Source organism: Campylobacter sp. RM9331 (assembly GCF_020137685.1).
Classification (GTDB): domain Bacteria; phylum Campylobacterota; class Campylobacteria; order Campylobacterales; family Campylobacteraceae; genus Campylobacter_E.
The window spans coordinates 139,969-158,310 of sequence record NZ_JACGBA010000001.1 but is presented as its reverse complement, the minus strand read 5'-3'; the positions used below and the strand labels follow the sequence as shown (position 1 = coordinate 158,310).

Genomic DNA, 18,342 nt, shown 5'->3' with positions numbered 1-18,342 from the left:
TTCTATATTTGTATTTTTATATTTTAGTAATTTATAAATTATGACAATATATAGGCTTTTTGATATTAGAAATAAGTTGTCCGTTATTATTTTTAGGAATTGTTGTAAAACCTACATTATTTATTACAATACATATTGAGTTATTTTGGTCTATATTAGTTGATTTGCTTAGTCTAATAATATATGAATTAGCTTTTATTAGATTATAAGTTTTTGATTTATTAGTATATGAACTTGCAAATAATTCTCCTAATTCATTTACCATTATTCTATGAGTTTTTTTGTATTTATTATTTAGATTATAAAATACATCAATTTTAGTTATACCAAAGCTTTTTGTAAGATTTGTCCTTGTTGTAAGCAAATTATCATCTACGCTTATTCCTGCATATCTAGCTCCAATCAGTTTTGTTTTGTCAAATAAATCTTTTGCTAATTCATTTGCATCTGGATTTGATGAGCTAGAACCTATGCTATCGCTAAAAATACTATATCCAAATTCTTGATGATTGCATTTATATTTGTTATATGAAGTTTTTGTATTTGCTACACAATGAAAATATATTTGCCAATATGATTTATCGTAATTTGTCGTATAATCATATACATCGTAATTTAGTGCTAAATCACGAAGTATATAAATATCTTGAGATAAACTCCTAGCTGCTAGGATTAAAGAATTTGAATTGATTTTTGATATTGCTATACTTGAGAGTATTCCAGCAACAACTAAAACTAAAACTAATTCAATTAAAGTAAAACCTTTTTTACTTACACGCAGCTCTGTCAATATGTACAAATCCAGAATATTGTTCTACATAAATACAAGCTATATCACTACCTTTTGAAATTTCTATTTTAAAACCACTTGGATTTTGATTAAAGTTTAAAGGCTCTCCTAATTCATTAAATATAATAGTATCAGTTGGCGTTAGACCACTAGCAGGAGTTGTGGTTGGTGTAGTTGGGGTAAATGTTATATTATATTTTTTAATTTTAAGAATAGCTGTTCTTGTAGCACACGCTTCATCTTTTTCAAAATCACATATTCTTTTATCAGGATTTAAAAAATCTTCAGCATATTCTGCTAAAACTGGTGTTGTTCCTTTTGAGTTATATTCAACTTTACTAATTTTATAAATCTTATTAGAAGCTATTGTAAAACGATAATATTTATTATGATAACTATTTGTTCCATCATAAGCGTCATCTCCTAACGCTAGAATTTTTGTATATCTAATATCGTTTGCAATACTTCTAGCAGCATCTATTAATTCACTTGTATGTATTTTAGAAACAGCAACCGCACTAAGTATAGCACCAACAACCATAACAACTAATAATTCAATCATAGTAAAAGCTTTTTTCATACTTACATCCATTCTAAAACTTGAGCTAACTCATTAGCTACAAAGCATTTAATACCTTTAAAATTACTTTTATTTGGAATTATAGCATTTTTAAAGCCTTGATTTTTTGCTTCATTAAGTCTAATATCAAGGCTAAAAACTTCGCAAATTCCACCATTTAAACTAAGCTCCCCAATAAATACACTCTCATTGCTTAAAACTCTATTTTTAAAGCTAGATATTATAGCAGCCGCAACTGCTAAATCAGCAGCAGTTTCGCTAACTTTTATCCCACCACTAATATTTATAAATACATCATATCTTGCAAGTGGAATTTCTAATTTTCTCTCAAGCAAGGCTAAAATCATATCAAGTCTATTTCTATCAAATCCCGTTGCACTTCTTTTAGCATAAGCACTTTCACATACTAAAGCTTGAACTTCAAGAGTAATTGCTCTGCTACCTTCTAAAATAATAGTTAGAGCACTTCCTGCGTGATTTTTACCTACAAATCTAGTTTTAATATTGTTTGCGCTTATAAGTCCATTTTCGCTCATTTGCCAAATGCCTATTTCGCTAGTGCTTCCGAAACGATTTTTAAAGCCCCTTAAAATTCTTAATTCCTTACTAGCATCACCTTCAAAATAAAGCACCACATCAACCATATGTTCAAGCACTCTAGGTCCTGCAATTGAGCCTTCTTTAGTGATATGTCCTATTATAAATGTGCTAATATTATTGCTTTTGCTTAATTTCATTAGCTCAAATGTAAGCTCTCTTACTTGAGTGATTGAACCAGCACACGAACTTATATTTTCTGAATAAATAGTTTGAATACTATCTATAATTAAGACTTCATAATTATTGCTTAAAACTTCATTTTTAATATTTTCAAAACATAATTCAGTTAATAAAAACAAATTATCTTCATTAGCATTTAATCTATTTGCACGAAGTTTTATTTGACTTTTACTCTCTTCAGCACTAACATAAAGGACTTTTTTGCCATTTTTTGCTAAGTTTGCAGCGGTTTTTAAGAGTAAAGTTGATTTGCCAACGCCAGGAGAGCCACCTAGTAAAACTAATGAGCCTACAACAAGCCCACCACCTAAAACCAAATCAAGCTCTTTATCATAAGTTGAAAATCTATCAACTTGCTCAATTAAAACTTCTTTAATACTAACTGCTTTGTTTGAATTTGGTTTTATTTCGTTTTTTAATACTTCAATTTGAGTTTGATTTAATTCTAAATATGAATTAAATGCCCCACATTCAGGGCATTTGCCTAAAAATCTAATTTGCTGATTACCACAAGCTTGGCATTCATAAAGGCTTGATTTTTTCTTAGCCATTGTTAAAAATTCCGTCTAAAAGAACCTTTAAATATTCATTTGCTTTAAAAGGAGCAATATCATTTGCACCTTCTCCATATCCAAAATATAAAATTGGTAGCTCTAATTCTCTTGCAATTGCAAATAATGAACCACCCTTACTTGTTCCATCAAGTTTGGTAATAATTACTCCATCAAGCTTTATTAAATCATTAAAAACTTTTGCTTGATTAATACCACTATTGCCTTGAGTTGCATCTAGGACTAGAATTTTTCTATGTGGAGCGTTTTCATAAGCACGAGATGAAATTCTTATTATTTTTTCTAGTTCATTTGCTAGATTTTTTTTATTTTCTAATCTTCCTGCTGTATCAATAATAACATTATCATAACCTTTGCTAAGTGCTTTTGTAATGGTATCAAAAGCAACTGCACTTGGGTCATGCCCTTGCTTAGTGCTTACAATATCGCAATTATTCTTACTAGCCCAAAGTTCAAGTTGCATAATTGCACCTGCTCTAAAAGTATCACAAGCTCCTAGTAAAACTTTTTTGCCTTGATTTTTATAAAAATTACTTAATTTTCCTATGGTTGTAGTCTTTCCTACTCCATTTACACCTAATATCAATTCTACAAATGGTTTATCATTAGAATTTGAATTAGGATTTTCATACATAAAATATGAGCTCATTACTCTTTCTAAATCTGCTCTTTCAACTATATCTTTAGGCGGTAAGTAGTATAAAATCTCTTCTACTATTTCATAAGTAATATCAGCATTTACTAGCATTTCTTCTAATAAATCTTTACTTATTTTTTCGTTTTTTGGTTTTACTTGATTTATAGCTTCAAGTGTTTTTGCTAAGCCTTTTTTTAAAAAATCTAACATTATTTCATAACCTTTTGAATATCAATATCAAGCATTTCTTCATAAACTGCACCTAGATAGTTGTTTATGTTTTTACCATTTTGGTCGTATAAAGCAATATATGGAATGCCGTTAATTTCTCCTAAAACTTTTAAAAATGTGTAATTATTATCGCCTGTAACAATATCATAGCTAATACCATTATCCTTAATAAATTTAGCTATTTCTTCATCGCTTTTATCTTCTAATAAAACACCAATAACTCTTAATCTATCTTTATATTTTAATGCTAAATCATTTAAGTGTGGAATTTCAGCTTTACAAGGTGGGCACCAAGTAGTAAAGAAATTAAATAATATAATTTTATCATTTGAAGTAAATTCTAAGTCTTTATTATCATTATTAATTCTTTTAATTTCAAAAATCTCATCGCTATTATAAAATTTTAAAGAGAATTTAATTAGTCTATTAAAATCAGGTTCTTTTTTAACTTCAACTTGAGTAATTTGTTCGCTTTCTTCTTCTTTTTTATCTTCTTTCTTATCAAAACAAGCGGTAAAAAACAATAAAGCAACGCTTAGCAATATAGCTTTCATTTTAATTCCTTATGTAATATGCTTATAAATTTTTTAGGTTAGATTATGGATAAAAAGTTAATAAGAGAAAAATTTCATAAAGAAAATTATAAATTTTGTAAAAATTACGGAAGTTTTAGAGCTATTTTAAAAATAATATCTAAAGTTAAAACAAATAAAAAATTAAATCTTTTAATTTACATTGCAAAAGATAAAGAAATAAATCTATATAAATACAAAAGATTTTTATATAAAAAATTCAATATTTATATTCCAAAAATGCTTAGTGATAATACTTTAGCTTTTAATAAATTAAGGTTTCCATTAAGTGAAGTTAGATTTAAAATAAAAGAAAGCTCAAGTAAGATTGAAAATATTAAAATTGATATTGCAATTATACCTGTTTTAGGAATTGATAAGGATTTTAGAAGAGTAGGTTTTGGTAAAGGATTTTACGATAGAACTTTTTCTAAAATTGATTATGATTTATTAATTATTTTTATTCAAAATATAAAATCCGTTACTAAAAACAAAATTTGTTTAAAATCGGATATTCAAGGCGATTTTTATATCGCAAATGGTAAAACAATAAAAAGAAAGAGAAGTTATGACATTAGTTGAAATTATATCGTTATTAGCGGTATTTATTCTAGGAGGAGCATTAGGGGTTTTAGTAGCCAAAAGAATACACGAAGCTCATTTTAAAATTCACGAAGAACAAGCAAAAGCAAAAGCAAAAGTGATTGAATATGAAGCTGAAAAAATACTAAGAAATGCTGATAAAGTTCTAGAAAATGCCAAAGCAAGTGAGGGTAAGATTGAGTTGAGTTATAAAAAATCTTATGATGAAAAGATTTTAGAACTTCAAAAAGAACACGATAAGAAAATTCTAGAAATTGAGAAAAAAGAGCAAATTCTAGCAATAAACGAACAAAAATTAGATGAATTTAAAGCAAGTATTGTAAAAAGCGAGCAAGCTGCAAATGAATTGATGGAAGAAGCAAATATACTTAAAAAATCTTGCGAAGCAAAAATGCAAGAATTATTAAGCAGTATTGAAAATATAAGTGGTTTAACTCAAAGCGAAGCAAGAGAATTAGTAATAAATCAAGCTAAAGAAGATGCAAGAGATGAAATCGCTCATATCGTAAGAAAATGCGAAGAAGAAGCAAAATCTCAAGCAAAAGCAAAAGCAGGATATATCCTAGCACAAGCTACTACTAGATTTGCAGGTGAATATGCAAGTGAGAGATTAATTAGCGTAATAAATCTTAAAAGCGATGATTTAAAAGGAAGAATTATTGGTAAAGAAGGAAGAAATATAAAAACACTTGAAATGGTTTTAGGTGTTGATGTAATTATTGATGATACTCCAAACGCAATTATTATTAGTTCATTTAATGTTTTACGCCGTGCAATTGCTAAAAAAGTAATTGATTTATTAATAGATGATGGAAGAATTCAGCCAGCTAGAATTGAAGAATTACACGAAAGAGTTTCAAAAGAATTTGAAGAAGAAATGTTTAATGAAGGTCAAAATATCATAATGGATTTAGGACTTACAAAAATGGCTCCTGAATTAGTAAAATTAATTGGCCGTTTAAAGTATCGTGCAAGTTACGGACAAAACGCATTAGCACATAGCTTAGAAGTTGCACATTTAGCAGGAATTATCGCAGCTGAATGTGGTGGCAATACAAGACTTGCAAGGCGTGCTGGAATTTTACATGATATTGGCAAGGCTTTAACTCACGAATATGAAGGTAGCCATGTTGATTTAGGTGCTATGGTTTGTGAAAGGCACAAAGAGCATCCTGTGGTATTAAACGCTATTTTTGCTCATCACGGGCATGAAGATGCTTTAAGTATTGAAGCTGCTGCAGTTTGCACGGCTGATGTTTTAAGTGCCGCAAGACCAGGTGCTAGAAGAGAAGTTTTAGAAGCGTTTTTAAAGCGTGTTAGTGAGCTTGAAGCTATTGCAAAACAACATTCTCAAGTTAAAAAAGCTTATGCAATTAATGCTGGTCGTGAAATTAGAGTTATTGTAAATGCTAAGCTAATTAATGATGATGAAAGTGTTCTTTTAGCTAAAGAAATAGCTAGTGAAATAACAAGCAGCTTACAATTTCCAGGAGAAATTAAAGTAAATGTTATCCGTGAAACTAGAGCTGTGGAGCTAGCGAAATAATGCAAGAATTTATAGAAAAATTTGTAGAATACGGATATATTTTAGTATTTTTATACTCTTTAGGCGGCGGTATGTTAGCACTGCTTGCCTTAGGAGTGTTTGCAAGTGCTTATAATGTAAATCCTTATATTAGTATTTTAGTAGCTTTTGTAGGTAATTTTCTAGGCTCATCGGCTTTATTTTATTTTACTAGAGCTAGTAAAAAAGACTTTCAAAAACATCTTGTAAAGCATAAAAGAAAACTAGCTCTTTTAGTAGTTTTATTTAGAAAAAATGGCTTTATTTTTACTTTAGTTTGTAAGTTTGTTTATGGGCTTAAAACCTTAGGTCCAATAGCAGCCGAGATTTCAAAATTAAGCTTTTTTAGATTTAGCATTTATAATCTAATTTCTTGTTTTATTTGGGCTATTGTGGTGTTTTATGCTGCGTTTTATTTAGGAGATAGCTTGGCTAAAACTTTTGATGAATATTCATCTTATATGCCAATTATTTTACTTGTTTTATTGATTGTAATTTTTACATATTTAAAAATAAAAGCGAAGAAATGAATAGCAAAAAATTATTAAATATTAGATTTTTTTTAAGAAAGATAATTCATTTTAAAAATCATAAATTCCTAAATCAAATTCTACTAGATTATCCGAAATTATCTAAGAAATTTAGCGAGAATTTAAAATATCACAATGATATGTTATGCAAAAAATACGGGGCTACTAATTTTACTTTTGAATATTCAAATGAATGTTTTAAAAGGGATTTAGAAATTATTACAAATAGATTCTCAGATATTTTAAGTAATGATGAGATTATTTTTAACGAATTTGATTTAAAAATTACGCTTAGCTCAAATCCTAAAGTAATTAGCGAAGGACTTTTTACAATTCATTTGCATTATAAAAATGAGCTTTTATATTCTTTAAGTTTTGTTTTATTAAATGATGCTTTATTAATCACAGCTTTACAAGGTAATTTAAATACTAAAGATGAGATAAAAGAATTTACTAAAGTTTATTTTGGCTTAAGACCGCTTAATTTTATTATATTTTTTGCTTTTATTTTTGCTGAGTTTTTAGGTATAAATAAAGTTTGCGGAGTAAAGGATAGATTTTTAGTATCAAGATTTAAACGCAATAGAAAAAGAGATGGAAGAGTATTTGTAATACCAAATTATGACGAAATATGGCAAGAAAATACAAAAATTATTAAAGAAGAAAAATCATTTTATGTATTAGAATATTTGCAAAAAGATTTAGAAGAAATACCATCAAAAAAACGCTCAATGTATAAAAAAAGATTTGAGTTCTTAAAAACGATTAAATTGTAAGCAATAATTATTCCTAACTAGCTAAAATGCTCTTTATGAGAGTAGATAAATTTTTAAATGCAGTAAATATCACAAAACGCCGTTCAATTTCACTTGATATGTGTAAAAACGGCGTAATTTGTATAAATGGAAATGTTGTTAAACCTAGTAAAGAAGTAAAAGTTGGCGATATTATAAGTCTAAATCTTTTAAACGAGCAAATTAGATTTAAGGTATTAGCTTTACCTACAACCAAAAATGTAGCTAAAGCAAAATCAAATGAATATGTGGAAAAACTAGATGATAATCAAGGCTAATTTAGATAATTTAGATTTAGTGGTAAATGAGTTTGGCGATAATGGGATTTATTTATTGCAAGGCGATTTAGCTAGTGGCAAGACTACTTTAGTAAATAAAATAGCAAATAAAAAATTAAATCAAAAAGCAATTTCTCCAACTTTTAGTGTATTAAATACTTATAAAAATGATACTAATACGATTTATCATTATGATATTTATCAAAAAGGAACAAAAGCTTTTATAGAAAATGGTCTTTTTGAGAATTTGTTTAATGATGGTCTTCATTTAATTGAATGGGCTGATGATGATTTTATAAAAATATTAGAGCAATTTGCACTTGAATACAAGATTGTAAAAATTAGCGCTAATAATGAAGGTAGGCTTTATGAGTTTAGTTAATTTAAAAGCGTGTGGTTTAAAAAAAAGTATAAAAAATATAGAAATTATAAAAAATGTAGATATTAGTATGGATAATTCTCAAATAGTAGGATTGTTTGGAAGTAATGGTGCAGGAAAAACTACTACATTTTATATGATTTGCGGACTTGTTAGCCCTAGTGCTGGGGATATTTTTTTAGATGATTTAAATATTACTAACGAGCCACTTCACAAACGCGCAATTCTAGGCATTGGTTATTTACCACAAGATTCAAGTGTTTTAAAAGATTTAAGTGTTTGGGAAAATATGCAAATTGCAGCAGAGCTTAAAGGGCTTAAAAATATAGATGAATTAATAGAAGAAAAATTAAATCTTTTAAAGATTTATGATAGAAAAGACCGCCTTGCAAAAAGTCTTAGCGGTGGGGAGCGTCGTAGATTAGAAATAGCTAGAGCTTTAGTTTTAGAGCCTAAGTTTTTATTACTTGATGAGCCTTTTGCTGGGGTTGATCCAAAAAGTATTAATGATGTTCAAAGCATTATTAAGGATTTAAAAGATTTAAATATAGGCGTATTAATTACTGACCATAATGTCCGTGAGACCCTTAGAATTTGTGATAAAGCTTATGTTTTAGATAGTGGTAGTATTTTAGCTAGTGGAAGTGCTAAAGAAATTGCAAATAATGAAATAGTAAAAAGCAAATATTTAGGTAAAAACTTTTCTTTATAATGTTAAAAGTTCGTCAGCAAGTAAGCCAAAAGCCAAAATTATCTCAAACCCTTAGAAGCTGGTTGCCACTGCTTCAAGCTAGTAGTGATGATTTAGAAGATGAAGTAAATAATCTAGCAAAAGATAATCCTTGTATAAAAATTAGCTCAAAAAAAGAAATAAATGATAAAAAATCTAACAAAAGTATAAGACAATTATATTCTAAAGGCGGTGGTTTGATTGAAGAATTAAATATCGCTAAAAAAAGCATATATGATGATTTAGAATTACAGCTTAATAAGACTTTATTTCCTACTCAAAAATCTCAAGAAATTGCAAGAATTATTATAAGTTGTCTTGATGAGAATGGATATTTTGTATATGATGAAAATATTTGTTTAGGATATTTGTTAGAAGATATAGAAAAAGTTAGAAAGAGATTTTGCTACCTTGAGCCTTTAGGAGTTGGTGCGATTAATTATATTGAAGCTTTAGAGTTTTGCTTATTGAATGCGAATTTAGAAAATGAATTATTTTTATTATGTAAAAAGCTTATAAATGATTTGGATAATTTGTCAAAATATACTAAAAGTCCTTTATATAAAGACGCAATAAGAATTATAAAAAGCTTTAATTTACCGCCTTTTATTGATGATTTAGAAGATAGCAAAGAGATTATTCCTGATATTTATATCTTAAATGAGAATGGAAAATTAGAAATAATTATCAATGATGATTATTATCCGCAGATTGAAATTCAAGACTATAAAGAGCTAAAAGAACAAGTAAAAAATGCTAAAAATTTAGTAGATGCTTTAGAAATGAGAAAGGCGACTTTAAAAAAACTTGCCTTAATGATAGTTGAATATCAATATGATTATTTTTTAGGTGGAGATATTAAGCCATTAAAAATGCAGGATTTAGCAACCGAACTTGATAGAAATACTAGCACAATTAGCCGTGCAATAGCTAATAAATACATTAGCTCAAATCGTGGGATAATAGCTATTAAAGACTTTTTTGCAGCAGAATTAAACGATGGCACAAGTAATAAAACCATCAAAGAATTTGTAAGCGAATTAATCAAAAATGAAAATCACTTAAAACCTTTAAGCGATCAATTAATTTTAGAAAAAATAGAAAAAGAATTTAATGTAAAAATAGTAAGAAGAACTATCACAAAATATAGAAAATTACTAGATATTCCAAGCTCAAGCGAGAGAAAAAAATTATATTCATTAAGGTAGAAAAATGACTTATTTAGAACTAAAAGAAAAATATAAAGATATAAGAATTATAGCGGTTAGTAAATACACAACAGATGAGAAAATAATGGCTTTACATAAATTAGGGCAAATTGAATTTGGCGAAAACAAAGTACAAGATTTAGCTAGAAAAAAAGCTGAATTATCAAGTGATATTAATTGGCATTTCATAGGAAATTTGCAAAAAAACAAAGCTAATTTACTTATAAAAACAAAGCCTGTTATGTGGCAAAGTTGCATTAATTTAGACCTTGCAAAATATGTTGATGCTAGACTTGATTATGAGCTAGATACATTGCTTGAGATAAATGTGGCTAACGAAGATAGCAAGGCTGGTATTAATCCAAGTAAAGCGATTGATGAGTATTTAGCGATTAAACAAAATTGTAAATTCATAAAGCCTGTAGGAGTTATGTGTATAGGTGCTATGAGCGATGATATTAAGCAAATTATTAAGAGTTTTGATTTGTGTTATAAGATTTATGATGAGCTTAAAAAAGATGGAGCTAAGATTTGCTCTATGGGTATGAGTAGTGATTATGAAATAGCTATTAAAAGTGGAGCAAATATGATACGCTTAGGCAGCGTGCTGTTTAATTAATGAAATAAATCAAATTAATTTATTTCATTCCTTTCTAAATGTATTATTTCATCAAGCACGACTGTTGCGTATGAGCCTTTTTGTAGGCTAAATTCAAGGCTAAGTTGTGCTAATTCTTCATTATAATTAATTTTTTCATCATTTGTGTAAGTCCATAAATATCTTCTTGCACCATTTTGAGTTTTTAATAAATCAAAATAATCTTTATATATGCTATTTTCAATTTCGCCTAAAAAACCTTCATTTAATTTAGGTTTATTTCCTAGTATCAATCCAGAAGGGCTAATATCTCTTGCTAAAAATCTTTTTAAACCATCTTCTAAATTCTCATTAAATACCTTGCCGTAAGGATAATGCTCATATATTTCATTATCAAATAATTTAAAAAATTGTTCTTGTTTTTTTAGATTTTCAACTAAAGTTTTATCCTTATAAAGTGCTAATAATTCTTGTTTAGAAAAATCATTGCTAAATCTTGAAATTTCTATTCTTTTTGATAAATATGTGTTGAATAATTCGCTTTGAAATGCAGAAATTAAAAAGTTATTTAATTTATTATTTTTAAATTTTAATTCGTTTTTTAATATTTCTAAGCCTGTTTTTGCATTATCATTATCTTTGCCAAAACGCTGATAGCCATAATAATTAGGAAAGCCATTTTCTTTAATATTTGTAAAAATTTGTTCAATCTTTAAAGCGTCAATTTTATTAACTTTTTTTAATCTTATAAAAAATGAATTACCTTTTAAATGTCCGATTTTTAATTTATTATTGTGTAAAAAAGTATCAATAATTTTACATTTTTCGTGAGAAAATTTAGCTAATTCTTTCTCGTATTTTTTAGGCATTGAAATGTATTGAAATGTAAGTCCTTGCTTGTCTTTAAGACCTGCGTAACCAAAATCTTTTGCTTTAATTCCTGTTGCTGCACTTAAATCTTTTAAAAGTTCATTTGTGCTTAAATCTTTTTTTTGTATATGTAAAATCAAATGCTCTCCAGAGCCACTAAATTCGTATAATGGTATTTCACGCACTACGAAATCGCTAGAATTTTTTGAAAAATAAACATTGATTTTTGAATGAGTGTTTGCTCTTAAATACATATTAAATCCTTTTAATAATTTATAACATTTTTTTGATATAAATTAGTAAAAAAGGAATTTTGTTATGAGAAGTTTTATTTTAAGAGTATTTAGATTTGATGCTAGTAGAGATTATGAGTTTTACTATAAGCCATATGAGATTAATTTAAAAGATATTAACGATAGTTCTACACTTTACGATGTTTTAGGGTTAGTAAAACAACAAGATAGATATTTTAATATGCCAGATTGTAATGAATTTGTAAGGATTGAAAATAAAGTTTTATCACTTAATACAAACATAAATGAACTTATTAAAAAATTTGGAAATGATTTTTGTGTAAGTGCAATTGATTTAAAAAGAGCAAAGCTTGATTTAATGTGTGATGATAGTGATTTTATAAAAGTTTTTGATTATTTTAAAAATATTTGCAATGCAGATGATTATAAAGATTATTTAACTTATAAATTTTTATATTATGCAAGTGATATTCGTGAATATAATGATGAATTTTTAGGTGATAGTGCGTTTGTGTTTGCAAATAAATTATTAGAAAAATATCCTAATAAAAGAAAAGATATTTTAGATATTGTTTTTGATAAGGAAAAAGGAATTGAGTATAGTGTAAGCTTAAAACCATTCTTATATAGTGATTATGAAAAATATGAAGAAATTAAAAATTCTTTAAAACATCAAAAGGAGATTAGATGATAACTTTAATAAATGATGATTTTAATTTTTCTAATTTATTAAAAGGTGATTATAGAAAAACCTACGTAAAAACACCTAGTTTTATGAGTGAATATAAAGCAGATGCATATAAAAAAGAATTTGATTCTTGTTTAGGAGAGATGAATTTAATCTGCGATACTAGTATTTTAGATTATGCAAAGAAAAATTATAAAAACGCTTCATGTGTTATTCAAGATTTACAAAATATAGAAATTAAAAACGATTTTAATGGTTTTAATGTAGCTGTTTATCGTGGTTTTACCATTGATTTATTTTTACATTTTTTAAAAAAGACTAAGGCAAAATTAATAAATTACGAAACTCAAGAATTTGAAAATGGTTTTAGATTTTTAGATTTTGATAAACAAGTAGCATATAAAAAAGCAGCTAAGATAGTTTTAGATGCTTATGATAGCGGTGCTGATTTTTTAGTAGTTGGCGATAGTTTAAGCTTTAAAATGTTTGATACTTTAAGTGGTGAATTACAAAAAGTATCTAATAGAGATTTTAGTGATTTTTATATTTTACATATGGCTGAGTTCATAGCTTTAGCTAATGGTAATATTCCAGCTAGTCTTAAAGAACATAAATTAAAGGTTAGTTTGGTATGAAAATAGCCATTGCGTGCAAAGATATTTTATTAGAAAAGACTTTAATATTATTTTTACAAGATTATTTAGCAAATAAAAAAGATTGCGATTTTTTAATCACTGATGAAAAATTAATGCACGCAAAAAAACCACAATTTATAATAGGTTTTAATAATGCACATTTAAAATTGCCTTTTAGTAAAGAGCAATTAATTGATGCTTTATATGAGTTTTCAAGCACAATAAATCAAGATGATAATAAGGTTTTAAGTTTTGAAGAAAAACTTGATAAATTACTTAATAAATTTAAATATGATTTACTTCAATTAATGTATGAAAAATAATGTTTTAAGAGTTCAGAGTGGTTTTTTAAAAGGTAAAATTTTAGAAAATCCATCAAAAGATACTACAAGAGCTACAAAAAGTATAGTTAAGTCTTGTGTTTTTAATGTTTTAAGAGATGAATTAAGGGAATATGTTTTTATAGAAGCATTTGGCGGTAGTGCTAGTATGGCGATTGAGGCTATTAGTAATTATGCAAAAAAGGCATTTGCTATTGAAATTGATAAATTAGCGTATAAGAGTGCTTTAAAAAATACAAAAAATTTAAATATAGAAGTTTTAAATGACGATACTTTTAAAGCTTTACCTAATATTATTGCCAAATTACAAAATGAAAAAACTATTCTTTATTTAGACCCGCCATTTGATATTAGAGATGGTTTTAGCGATGTATATTTGAAAATCAAGAATTTGTATGAGAATTTAGATTGTGATATTGTCATTATAGAGCATTCTAGCAAGGTTGAATTTGCATCTTTAAAATATACCTTATTTAAGGTAAAAAAATTCGGCAACACAACTCTTAGTTTTTTTACTAGGTCTTAATTTATTTACTTTAGCTTAATAGAATATAGAGCATAATTTTTTTAGTAGGGATACGCAAGCCGAAAGGAAAATTATATATATTTTTATTAGGAGATTTTATGAAAAAGTTTTTATTAGTTTTACTTGCTTTTTCTAGTGTTGCTTTTGCTGCAGAAACTGAAATCGGTAGCGAGTTATTAAAAGCTTGTTCTGTTTTAGCTGCTGGTATTGGCTTAGGTGTTGCTGCACTTGGTGGTGCTATTGGTATGGGTCATGCTGCTGCTGCGACTATTGCAGGAACTGCTAGAAACCCTAGTTTAGGTGGTAAATTATCAACAACTATGTTTATTGCTATTGCGTTAATTGAAGCACAAGTAATTTATGCTCTAGTTATTGGATTAGTATTATTATACGCTAACCCATTTTTAGGATAATTTTAGGCTACTTTTGTAGCCTTTTTTGCGTTTATGGTGGAATTGGTAGACACGCTATCTTGAGGGGGTAGTGCCAACAGGTGTGCGAGTTCAAGTCTCGCTAAACGCACCATGAAAAATAATATTACAAAAGGATTTTGAAGTGAAATTATTAGTAGTAGATGATAGCTCTACAATGAGAAGAATTATTAAAAATACTTTACAAAGATTAGGTCATGAGGATGTTTTAGAAGCTGAACATGGCGTGGAAGCTTGGGGATTGTTGTGTGCAAATAGCGATATTGATGTTTTAATAACAGATTGGAATATGCCTGAAATGAATGGTCTTGAACTGGTTAAAAAAGTAAGAGCTGAAGCTAAATATGCAGATATGCCAATCATCATGGTAACTACTGAAGGTGGTAAAGCAGAAGTTATTACAGCATTAAAAGCTGGTGTTAATAACTATATAGTAAAACCTTTTACTCCACAAGTATTAAAAGAAAAATTAGAAGATGTTTTAGGATAATTATGCGTAATACTTATCAAGAATTAGTTATTAAAACAAATAATTTGGAGTTTATTAGTGATTTTGTATTTGCGTTTGATGTTGATGCAATTGAAGAAAAAAATGATGAATTAATTGTAAGAAGTGATAATAATCTTGATGATTTAGTTTTTGCGTTAGGCGAGTTAAAACAAAAACTTAATGATGCTAATTTAAATATTAATCTTACTTATGAACTTTGTGAAAAAGAGAATAAGGATTGGATTAATGAATATAAGAAAAATATAAAGCCAATTTTAATAGATAATATATATATACATACTACTTGGCAAGAGCCTAAAGCAGGCTATGTAAATCTAAAAATAGATCCAGCTTTAGCTTTTGGCTCAGGTCATCATGAAAGCACAAATTCTTGTGTAGAATTTTTGCAAAAATATTATAAAGGTTGCAAAACAGGTCTTGATGTAGGATGTGGTAGTGGAATTTTATCTTTAGTTATGGCTAATTATGGTATTAGTGTTGATTCTTGTGATACTGATGAATTAGCAATTATGAGTACTAAAAATAATTTTGAGTTAAATAATCTTAAAATTAATAATATTTGGCAAGGTTCTTGCGATAAAGCCAAAAAGAAATATGATTTAGTAGTAGCAAATATAATTGCCGATGTGATATTAATTATTAAAAATGATTTGATAAAAAGTCTTAATGAGAACGGAGTTTTAATTCTTTCTGGTATTTTAAATACTTATTCTGAAAGGATTAAAAGTCAATTTTCTTCACTAACTTTAGTTGATGAGAAAATAAAAGGAGATTGGCTAACTTTAGTTTATAAGGTGAAAAATGAATAATAATGAAAATAAGAATTCTAATAAAAATCCAATAGTTATATTTTTAATTTTTTCACTATTGGTATTTGGTGGGTTTTCTTTATTTTTTGAAGAAGGTGGAATAGCTGATAACGGAAATAAAATAAGTTATTCTGACTTTAAGAAAAAAATAGAGACAGGTGAAATAACAAAAGTTCAAATAGGACAAACTCAAATAAAAGGTAGCGGGCTTAACTCTAGTTATACTGCAAACTTAGTAAGAGATTCAAATCTTACTACTTTACTTGATAGTAAAAATGTAAATTACACATCTTATTCTGAAAATAACTTTTTATCTAATTTATTATTTACTTGGATAATTCCAATTTTTATATTTTTTGCTATTTGGGGATTTATTACAAACAGAATGCAAAAGAAAATGGGTGGTGGAATTTTAGGAATTGGAAACTCAAAAAAATTAGTAAATTCTGAAAAACCAAAAGTAAAATTTGATGATGTAGCAGGTGTAGAAGAAGCAAAAGAAGAAGTAAAGGAAATAGTAGATTTTCTAAAATATCCAGAAAGATATATTAAATTAGGTGCTAAAATTCCAAAAGGTTTATTATTAGTTGGACCTCCAGGCACAGGTAAAACTCTTTTAGCAAAAGCAGTTGCAGGTGAAGCTGATGTTCCATTTTTTAGTGTTTCGGGTTCAAGTTTTATAGAAATGTTTGTAGGTGTTGGCGCTAGTCGTGTTAGAGATTTATTTGAAAACGCTAAAAAAGAAGCTCCGGCAATTATTTTTATAGATGAAATTGATGCTATTGGTAAATCTCGTGCAGCAGGTTCACATATGGGTGGGCACGATGAAAGGGAACAAACTTTAAATCAGCTTTTAGCTGAAATGGATGGGTTTGGTTCAGAAAGCCCTGTAATTGTATTAGCAGCTACAAATAGACCTGAAGTGCTAGATGCAGCATTACTTAGACCGGGTCGTTTTGATAGACAAGTTTTAGTTGATAAGCCAGATTTTAAAGGAAGATGCGATATTTTAAGCGTTCATATGAAAGATGTAAAAATTGCTAAAGAAGTTAAAGTTGAAGATATTGCAAGACTTACGGCAGGACTTGCTGGAGCTGATTTGGCAAATATAATAAATGAAGCTGCATTACTTGCAGGAAGAAATAATAAAAAAGAAGTAGAGCAAGGCGATTTAACTGAAGCAGTTGAAAGAGCTATTGCAGGACTTGAGAAAAAATCAAGAAGAATAAGTGATAAAGAGAAAAAAATTGTAACATATCATGAGTGTGGACATGCTTTAATAGCAGAGACAACAAAAGGTGCTAAAAAAGTTACAAAAGTTTCTGTTATTCCTAGAGGTTTAGCAGCGCTTGGTTATACTTTAAATACTCCTGAAGAAAATAAATTCTTAATGCAAAGACACGAGTTGATTGCAGAAGTTGATGTTCTTTTAGGTGGTCGTGCAGCTGAGCATGTATTTATTAAAGAGATTTCAACAGGTGCTAGTAATGATTTAGAAAGAGCAACCGATATTATAAAAGCAATGGTTTCTATGTATGGTATGAGTGATATTGCTGGGCTTATGGTTTTAGAAAAACAAAGAAATCAATTCTTAGGTGGTGGTCAAACTATCAAGGATTATTCAGATGATATGGCTCATAAATTAGATGAATATGTTAAAAACTTACTTGATGAGAGATTTAAATCTGTTGTTGCTACTTTAGAACAATATAGTGGAGCAATTGAAACAATGGTTGAAAAACTTTATGAAAAAGAAGTAATAGAAGGTAGTGAAGTAAGAGAAATAATTAAAAATTATGAAATAGAAAATAATTTTGAAACTAGATTAAGTGAGATAGAAAAATGAATTTAATAGCAAATTGTGGAAAAAAGATAATATTAATTGCTTGGATAATATTTATATTATTTACTTTAATATTTTCTTTTTCTTGTTTGTTATTTTTAATTTTAGTATTACTACATTTATTTTATAAAAGGGTTGAGAGAGAAATCACTGATTATGATAATAATACTATAGTAAGTCCAATTGATGCAAAGGTAGTTGGAATATATGTTGATGAAGATAATAAAAATATAGTATTAACTTTAGAAAAAAATTATTTTAGCTTATTTTTAAATTCTTCAGAAGTTAGAAGTGTGATAAAGTCTGAAGATATTTATAAAAAGCAATTTAATGGTTTAAAATATAATGATAATTTTTATTCTAATGCTACTGAAATAGTATTCAATAAAGATATTTCATTAATTTTAAAACCTGCTAGGTATTGTGTAAATTCTTTTTATGACATAAAAAAAGCTTTTAAAGGTCAAAGAATTGGATTTTTTTCAACAGGATTAGTTGATATAAAATTACCATATAATTGCACTTTATTAGTTGGAATGCACGATAAAATCTTAGCTAATGCAGATATTGCAAAGATTGGAGAATAAA

General features: G+C 27.6%; 24 protein-coding genes and 1 tRNA gene. 19 read left to right on the top strand and 6 right to left on the bottom strand.

The window, feature by feature from the left end:
* Positions 1-31: 31 nt before the first annotated feature.
* Genes AVBRAN9331_RS00790 through AVBRAN9331_RS00770 form a run of 5 tightly spaced genes read right to left on the bottom strand, consistent with a single transcriptional unit; the run spans position 32 to position 4,144 of the window.
* Positions 32-790, bottom strand: coding sequence for a pilus assembly FimT family protein (locus AVBRAN9331_RS00790; RefSeq protein ID WP_214119724.1), 759 nt, complete (start codon positions 788-790; stop codon positions 32-34).
* Positions 768-1,370, bottom strand: coding sequence for a pilus assembly FimT family protein (locus tag AVBRAN9331_RS00785; RefSeq protein ID WP_336612220.1), 603 nt, complete (start codon positions 1,368-1,370; stop codon positions 768-770). Before AVBRAN9331_RS00785 ends, AVBRAN9331_RS00790 begins: the two co-directional genes overlap by 23 nt.
* 2 nt (positions 1,371-1,372) lie before the next feature.
* Positions 1,373-2,701 (bottom strand): DNA repair protein RadA, encoded by a 1,329-nt coding sequence (gene radA, locus AVBRAN9331_RS00780; protein ID WP_214115925.1) that lies wholly within the window; start codon positions 2,699-2,701, stop codon positions 1,373-1,375.
* Positions 2,694-3,569, bottom strand: a complete 876-nt coding sequence (ftsY, locus tag AVBRAN9331_RS00775) for a signal recognition particle-docking protein FtsY (protein ID WP_336612219.1) — start codon at positions 3,567-3,569, stop codon at positions 2,694-2,696. The genes radA and ftsY overlap by 8 nt, the downstream gene beginning before the upstream one ends.
* The gene (locus AVBRAN9331_RS00770; protein ID WP_214115921.1) at positions 3,569-4,144 is read right to left on the bottom strand and encodes a TlpA family protein disulfide reductase; all 576 of its coding nucleotides are present in this window, start codon (positions 4,142-4,144) and stop codon (positions 3,569-3,571) included. The genes ftsY and AVBRAN9331_RS00770 overlap by 1 nt, the downstream gene beginning before the upstream one ends.
* A 45-nt stretch (positions 4,145-4,189) precedes the next feature.
* On the opposite strand from AVBRAN9331_RS00770, the gene AVBRAN9331_RS00765 reads away from it, so the two are divergent.
* The 9 genes from AVBRAN9331_RS00765 to AVBRAN9331_RS00725 are packed head-to-tail and all read left to right on the top strand — an operon-like array spanning position 4,190 to position 10,867.
* Positions 4,190-4,744, top strand: a complete 555-nt coding sequence (locus AVBRAN9331_RS00765; protein WP_336612218.1) for a 5-formyltetrahydrofolate cyclo-ligase — start codon at positions 4,190-4,192, stop codon at positions 4,742-4,744.
* Positions 4,731-6,311 (top strand): ribonuclease Y, encoded by a 1,581-nt coding sequence (gene rny / locus AVBRAN9331_RS00760; protein WP_214120025.1) that lies wholly within the window; start codon positions 4,731-4,733, stop codon positions 6,309-6,311. Before AVBRAN9331_RS00765 ends, rny begins: the two co-directional genes overlap by 14 nt.
* Entirely contained in the window at positions 6,311-6,859 is a 549-nt protein-coding gene (locus tag AVBRAN9331_RS00755) for a DedA family protein (protein ID WP_214115909.1), read from the top strand. Before rny ends, AVBRAN9331_RS00755 begins: the two co-directional genes overlap by 1 nt.
* Entirely contained in the window at positions 6,856-7,635 is a 780-nt protein-coding gene (locus AVBRAN9331_RS00750) for a DUF535 family protein (RefSeq protein WP_336612217.1), read from the top strand. Before AVBRAN9331_RS00755 ends, AVBRAN9331_RS00750 begins: the two co-directional genes overlap by 4 nt.
* A 35-nt stretch (positions 7,636-7,670) precedes the next feature.
* Positions 7,671-7,931: an RNA-binding S4 domain-containing protein gene (locus AVBRAN9331_RS00745; RefSeq protein ID WP_214115905.1), complete on the top strand. Its 261-nt coding sequence runs from the start codon at positions 7,671-7,673 to the stop codon at positions 7,929-7,931.
* Positions 7,915-8,313: a tRNA (adenosine(37)-N6)-threonylcarbamoyltransferase complex ATPase subunit type 1 TsaE gene (gene tsaE, locus AVBRAN9331_RS00740; protein WP_239803385.1), complete on the top strand. Its 399-nt coding sequence runs from the start codon at positions 7,915-7,917 to the stop codon at positions 8,311-8,313. The genes AVBRAN9331_RS00745 and tsaE overlap by 17 nt, the downstream gene beginning before the upstream one ends.
* The gene (gene lptB, locus AVBRAN9331_RS00735) at positions 8,300-9,022 is read left to right on the top strand and encodes an LPS export ABC transporter ATP-binding protein (RefSeq protein ID WP_214115900.1); all 723 of its coding nucleotides are present in this window, start codon (positions 8,300-8,302) and stop codon (positions 9,020-9,022) included. Before tsaE ends, lptB begins: the two co-directional genes overlap by 14 nt.
* Positions 9,022-10,248 carry an RNA polymerase factor sigma-54 gene (locus tag AVBRAN9331_RS00730; protein ID WP_336608457.1) on the top strand — a complete coding sequence of 409 codons (1,227 nt, stop codon included), beginning with the start codon at positions 9,022-9,024 and terminating at the stop codon, positions 10,246-10,248. The genes lptB and AVBRAN9331_RS00730 overlap by 1 nt, the downstream gene beginning before the upstream one ends.
* A gap of 4 nt (positions 10,249-10,252) precedes the next feature.
* Positions 10,253-10,867: a YggS family pyridoxal phosphate-dependent enzyme gene (locus tag AVBRAN9331_RS00725; protein ID WP_336612216.1), complete on the top strand. Its 615-nt coding sequence runs from the start codon at positions 10,253-10,255 to the stop codon at positions 10,865-10,867.
* Between the two features lie 14 nt (positions 10,868-10,881).
* On the opposite strand, the gene truD is transcribed toward AVBRAN9331_RS00725, so the two are convergent.
* Positions 10,882-11,970, bottom strand: a complete 1,089-nt coding sequence (gene truD / locus AVBRAN9331_RS00720) for a tRNA pseudouridine(13) synthase TruD (protein WP_336612215.1) — start codon at positions 11,968-11,970, stop codon at positions 10,882-10,884.
* A 64-nt stretch (positions 11,971-12,034) separates the two neighbouring features.
* Here truD and AVBRAN9331_RS00715 point away from each other — a divergent pair, with 64 nt between their 5' ends.
* The 10 genes from AVBRAN9331_RS00715 to AVBRAN9331_RS00670 all read left to right on the top strand — a co-directional run bounded on the left by AVBRAN9331_RS00715 (position 12,035) and on the right by AVBRAN9331_RS00670 (position 18,341).
* On the top strand, positions 12,035-12,661 hold the full coding sequence (locus AVBRAN9331_RS00715; protein WP_214115889.1) for a DUF5644 domain-containing protein: 627 nt from the start codon (positions 12,035-12,037) through the stop codon (positions 12,659-12,661).
* On the top strand, positions 12,658-13,293 hold the full coding sequence (locus tag AVBRAN9331_RS00710) for an HdrB C-terminal domain-containing protein (protein WP_336612214.1): 636 nt from the start codon (positions 12,658-12,660) through the stop codon (positions 13,291-13,293). The genes AVBRAN9331_RS00715 and AVBRAN9331_RS00710 overlap by 4 nt, the downstream gene beginning before the upstream one ends.
* A complete protein-coding gene (locus AVBRAN9331_RS00705) occupies positions 13,290-13,616 on the top strand; it encodes an ornithine carbamoyltransferase (RefSeq protein WP_214115885.1) in 327 nt (108 codons plus the stop codon). Before AVBRAN9331_RS00710 ends, AVBRAN9331_RS00705 begins: the two co-directional genes overlap by 4 nt.
* Positions 13,606-14,160 carry an RsmD family RNA methyltransferase gene (locus AVBRAN9331_RS00700; protein ID WP_336612213.1) on the top strand — a complete coding sequence of 185 codons (555 nt, stop codon included), beginning with the start codon at positions 13,606-13,608 and terminating at the stop codon, positions 14,158-14,160. The genes AVBRAN9331_RS00705 and AVBRAN9331_RS00700 overlap by 11 nt, the downstream gene beginning before the upstream one ends.
* Positions 14,161-14,258: 98 nt before the next feature.
* On the top strand, positions 14,259-14,573 hold the full coding sequence (locus AVBRAN9331_RS00695) for a F0F1 ATP synthase subunit C (RefSeq protein ID WP_214115881.1): 315 nt from the start codon (positions 14,259-14,261) through the stop codon (positions 14,571-14,573).
* 27 nt (positions 14,574-14,600) lie between these two features.
* Positions 14,601-14,685: transfer RNA gene (locus AVBRAN9331_RS00690), tRNA-Leu, on the top strand.
* A 30-nt stretch (positions 14,686-14,715) separates the two neighbouring features.
* Positions 14,716-15,081, top strand: a complete 366-nt coding sequence (locus AVBRAN9331_RS00685) for a chemotaxis response regulator CheY (protein ID WP_214115879.1) — start codon at positions 14,716-14,718, stop codon at positions 15,079-15,081.
* Positions 15,082-15,083: 2 nt separating this feature from the next.
* Positions 15,084-15,911, top strand: a complete 828-nt coding sequence (locus AVBRAN9331_RS00680) for a 50S ribosomal protein L11 methyltransferase (protein WP_214120017.1) — start codon at positions 15,084-15,086, stop codon at positions 15,909-15,911.
* Complete coding sequence (gene ftsH / locus AVBRAN9331_RS00675; protein ID WP_214115875.1) at positions 15,904-17,757, top strand: ATP-dependent zinc metalloprotease FtsH; 1,854 nt, start codon at positions 15,904-15,906, stop codon at positions 17,755-17,757. Before AVBRAN9331_RS00680 ends, ftsH begins: the two co-directional genes overlap by 8 nt.
* Positions 17,754-18,341: a hypothetical protein gene (locus AVBRAN9331_RS00670; RefSeq protein WP_214115873.1), complete on the top strand. Its 588-nt coding sequence runs from the start codon at positions 17,754-17,756 to the stop codon at positions 18,339-18,341. Before ftsH ends, AVBRAN9331_RS00670 begins: the two co-directional genes overlap by 4 nt.
* Position 18,342 lies beyond the last annotated feature (1 nt).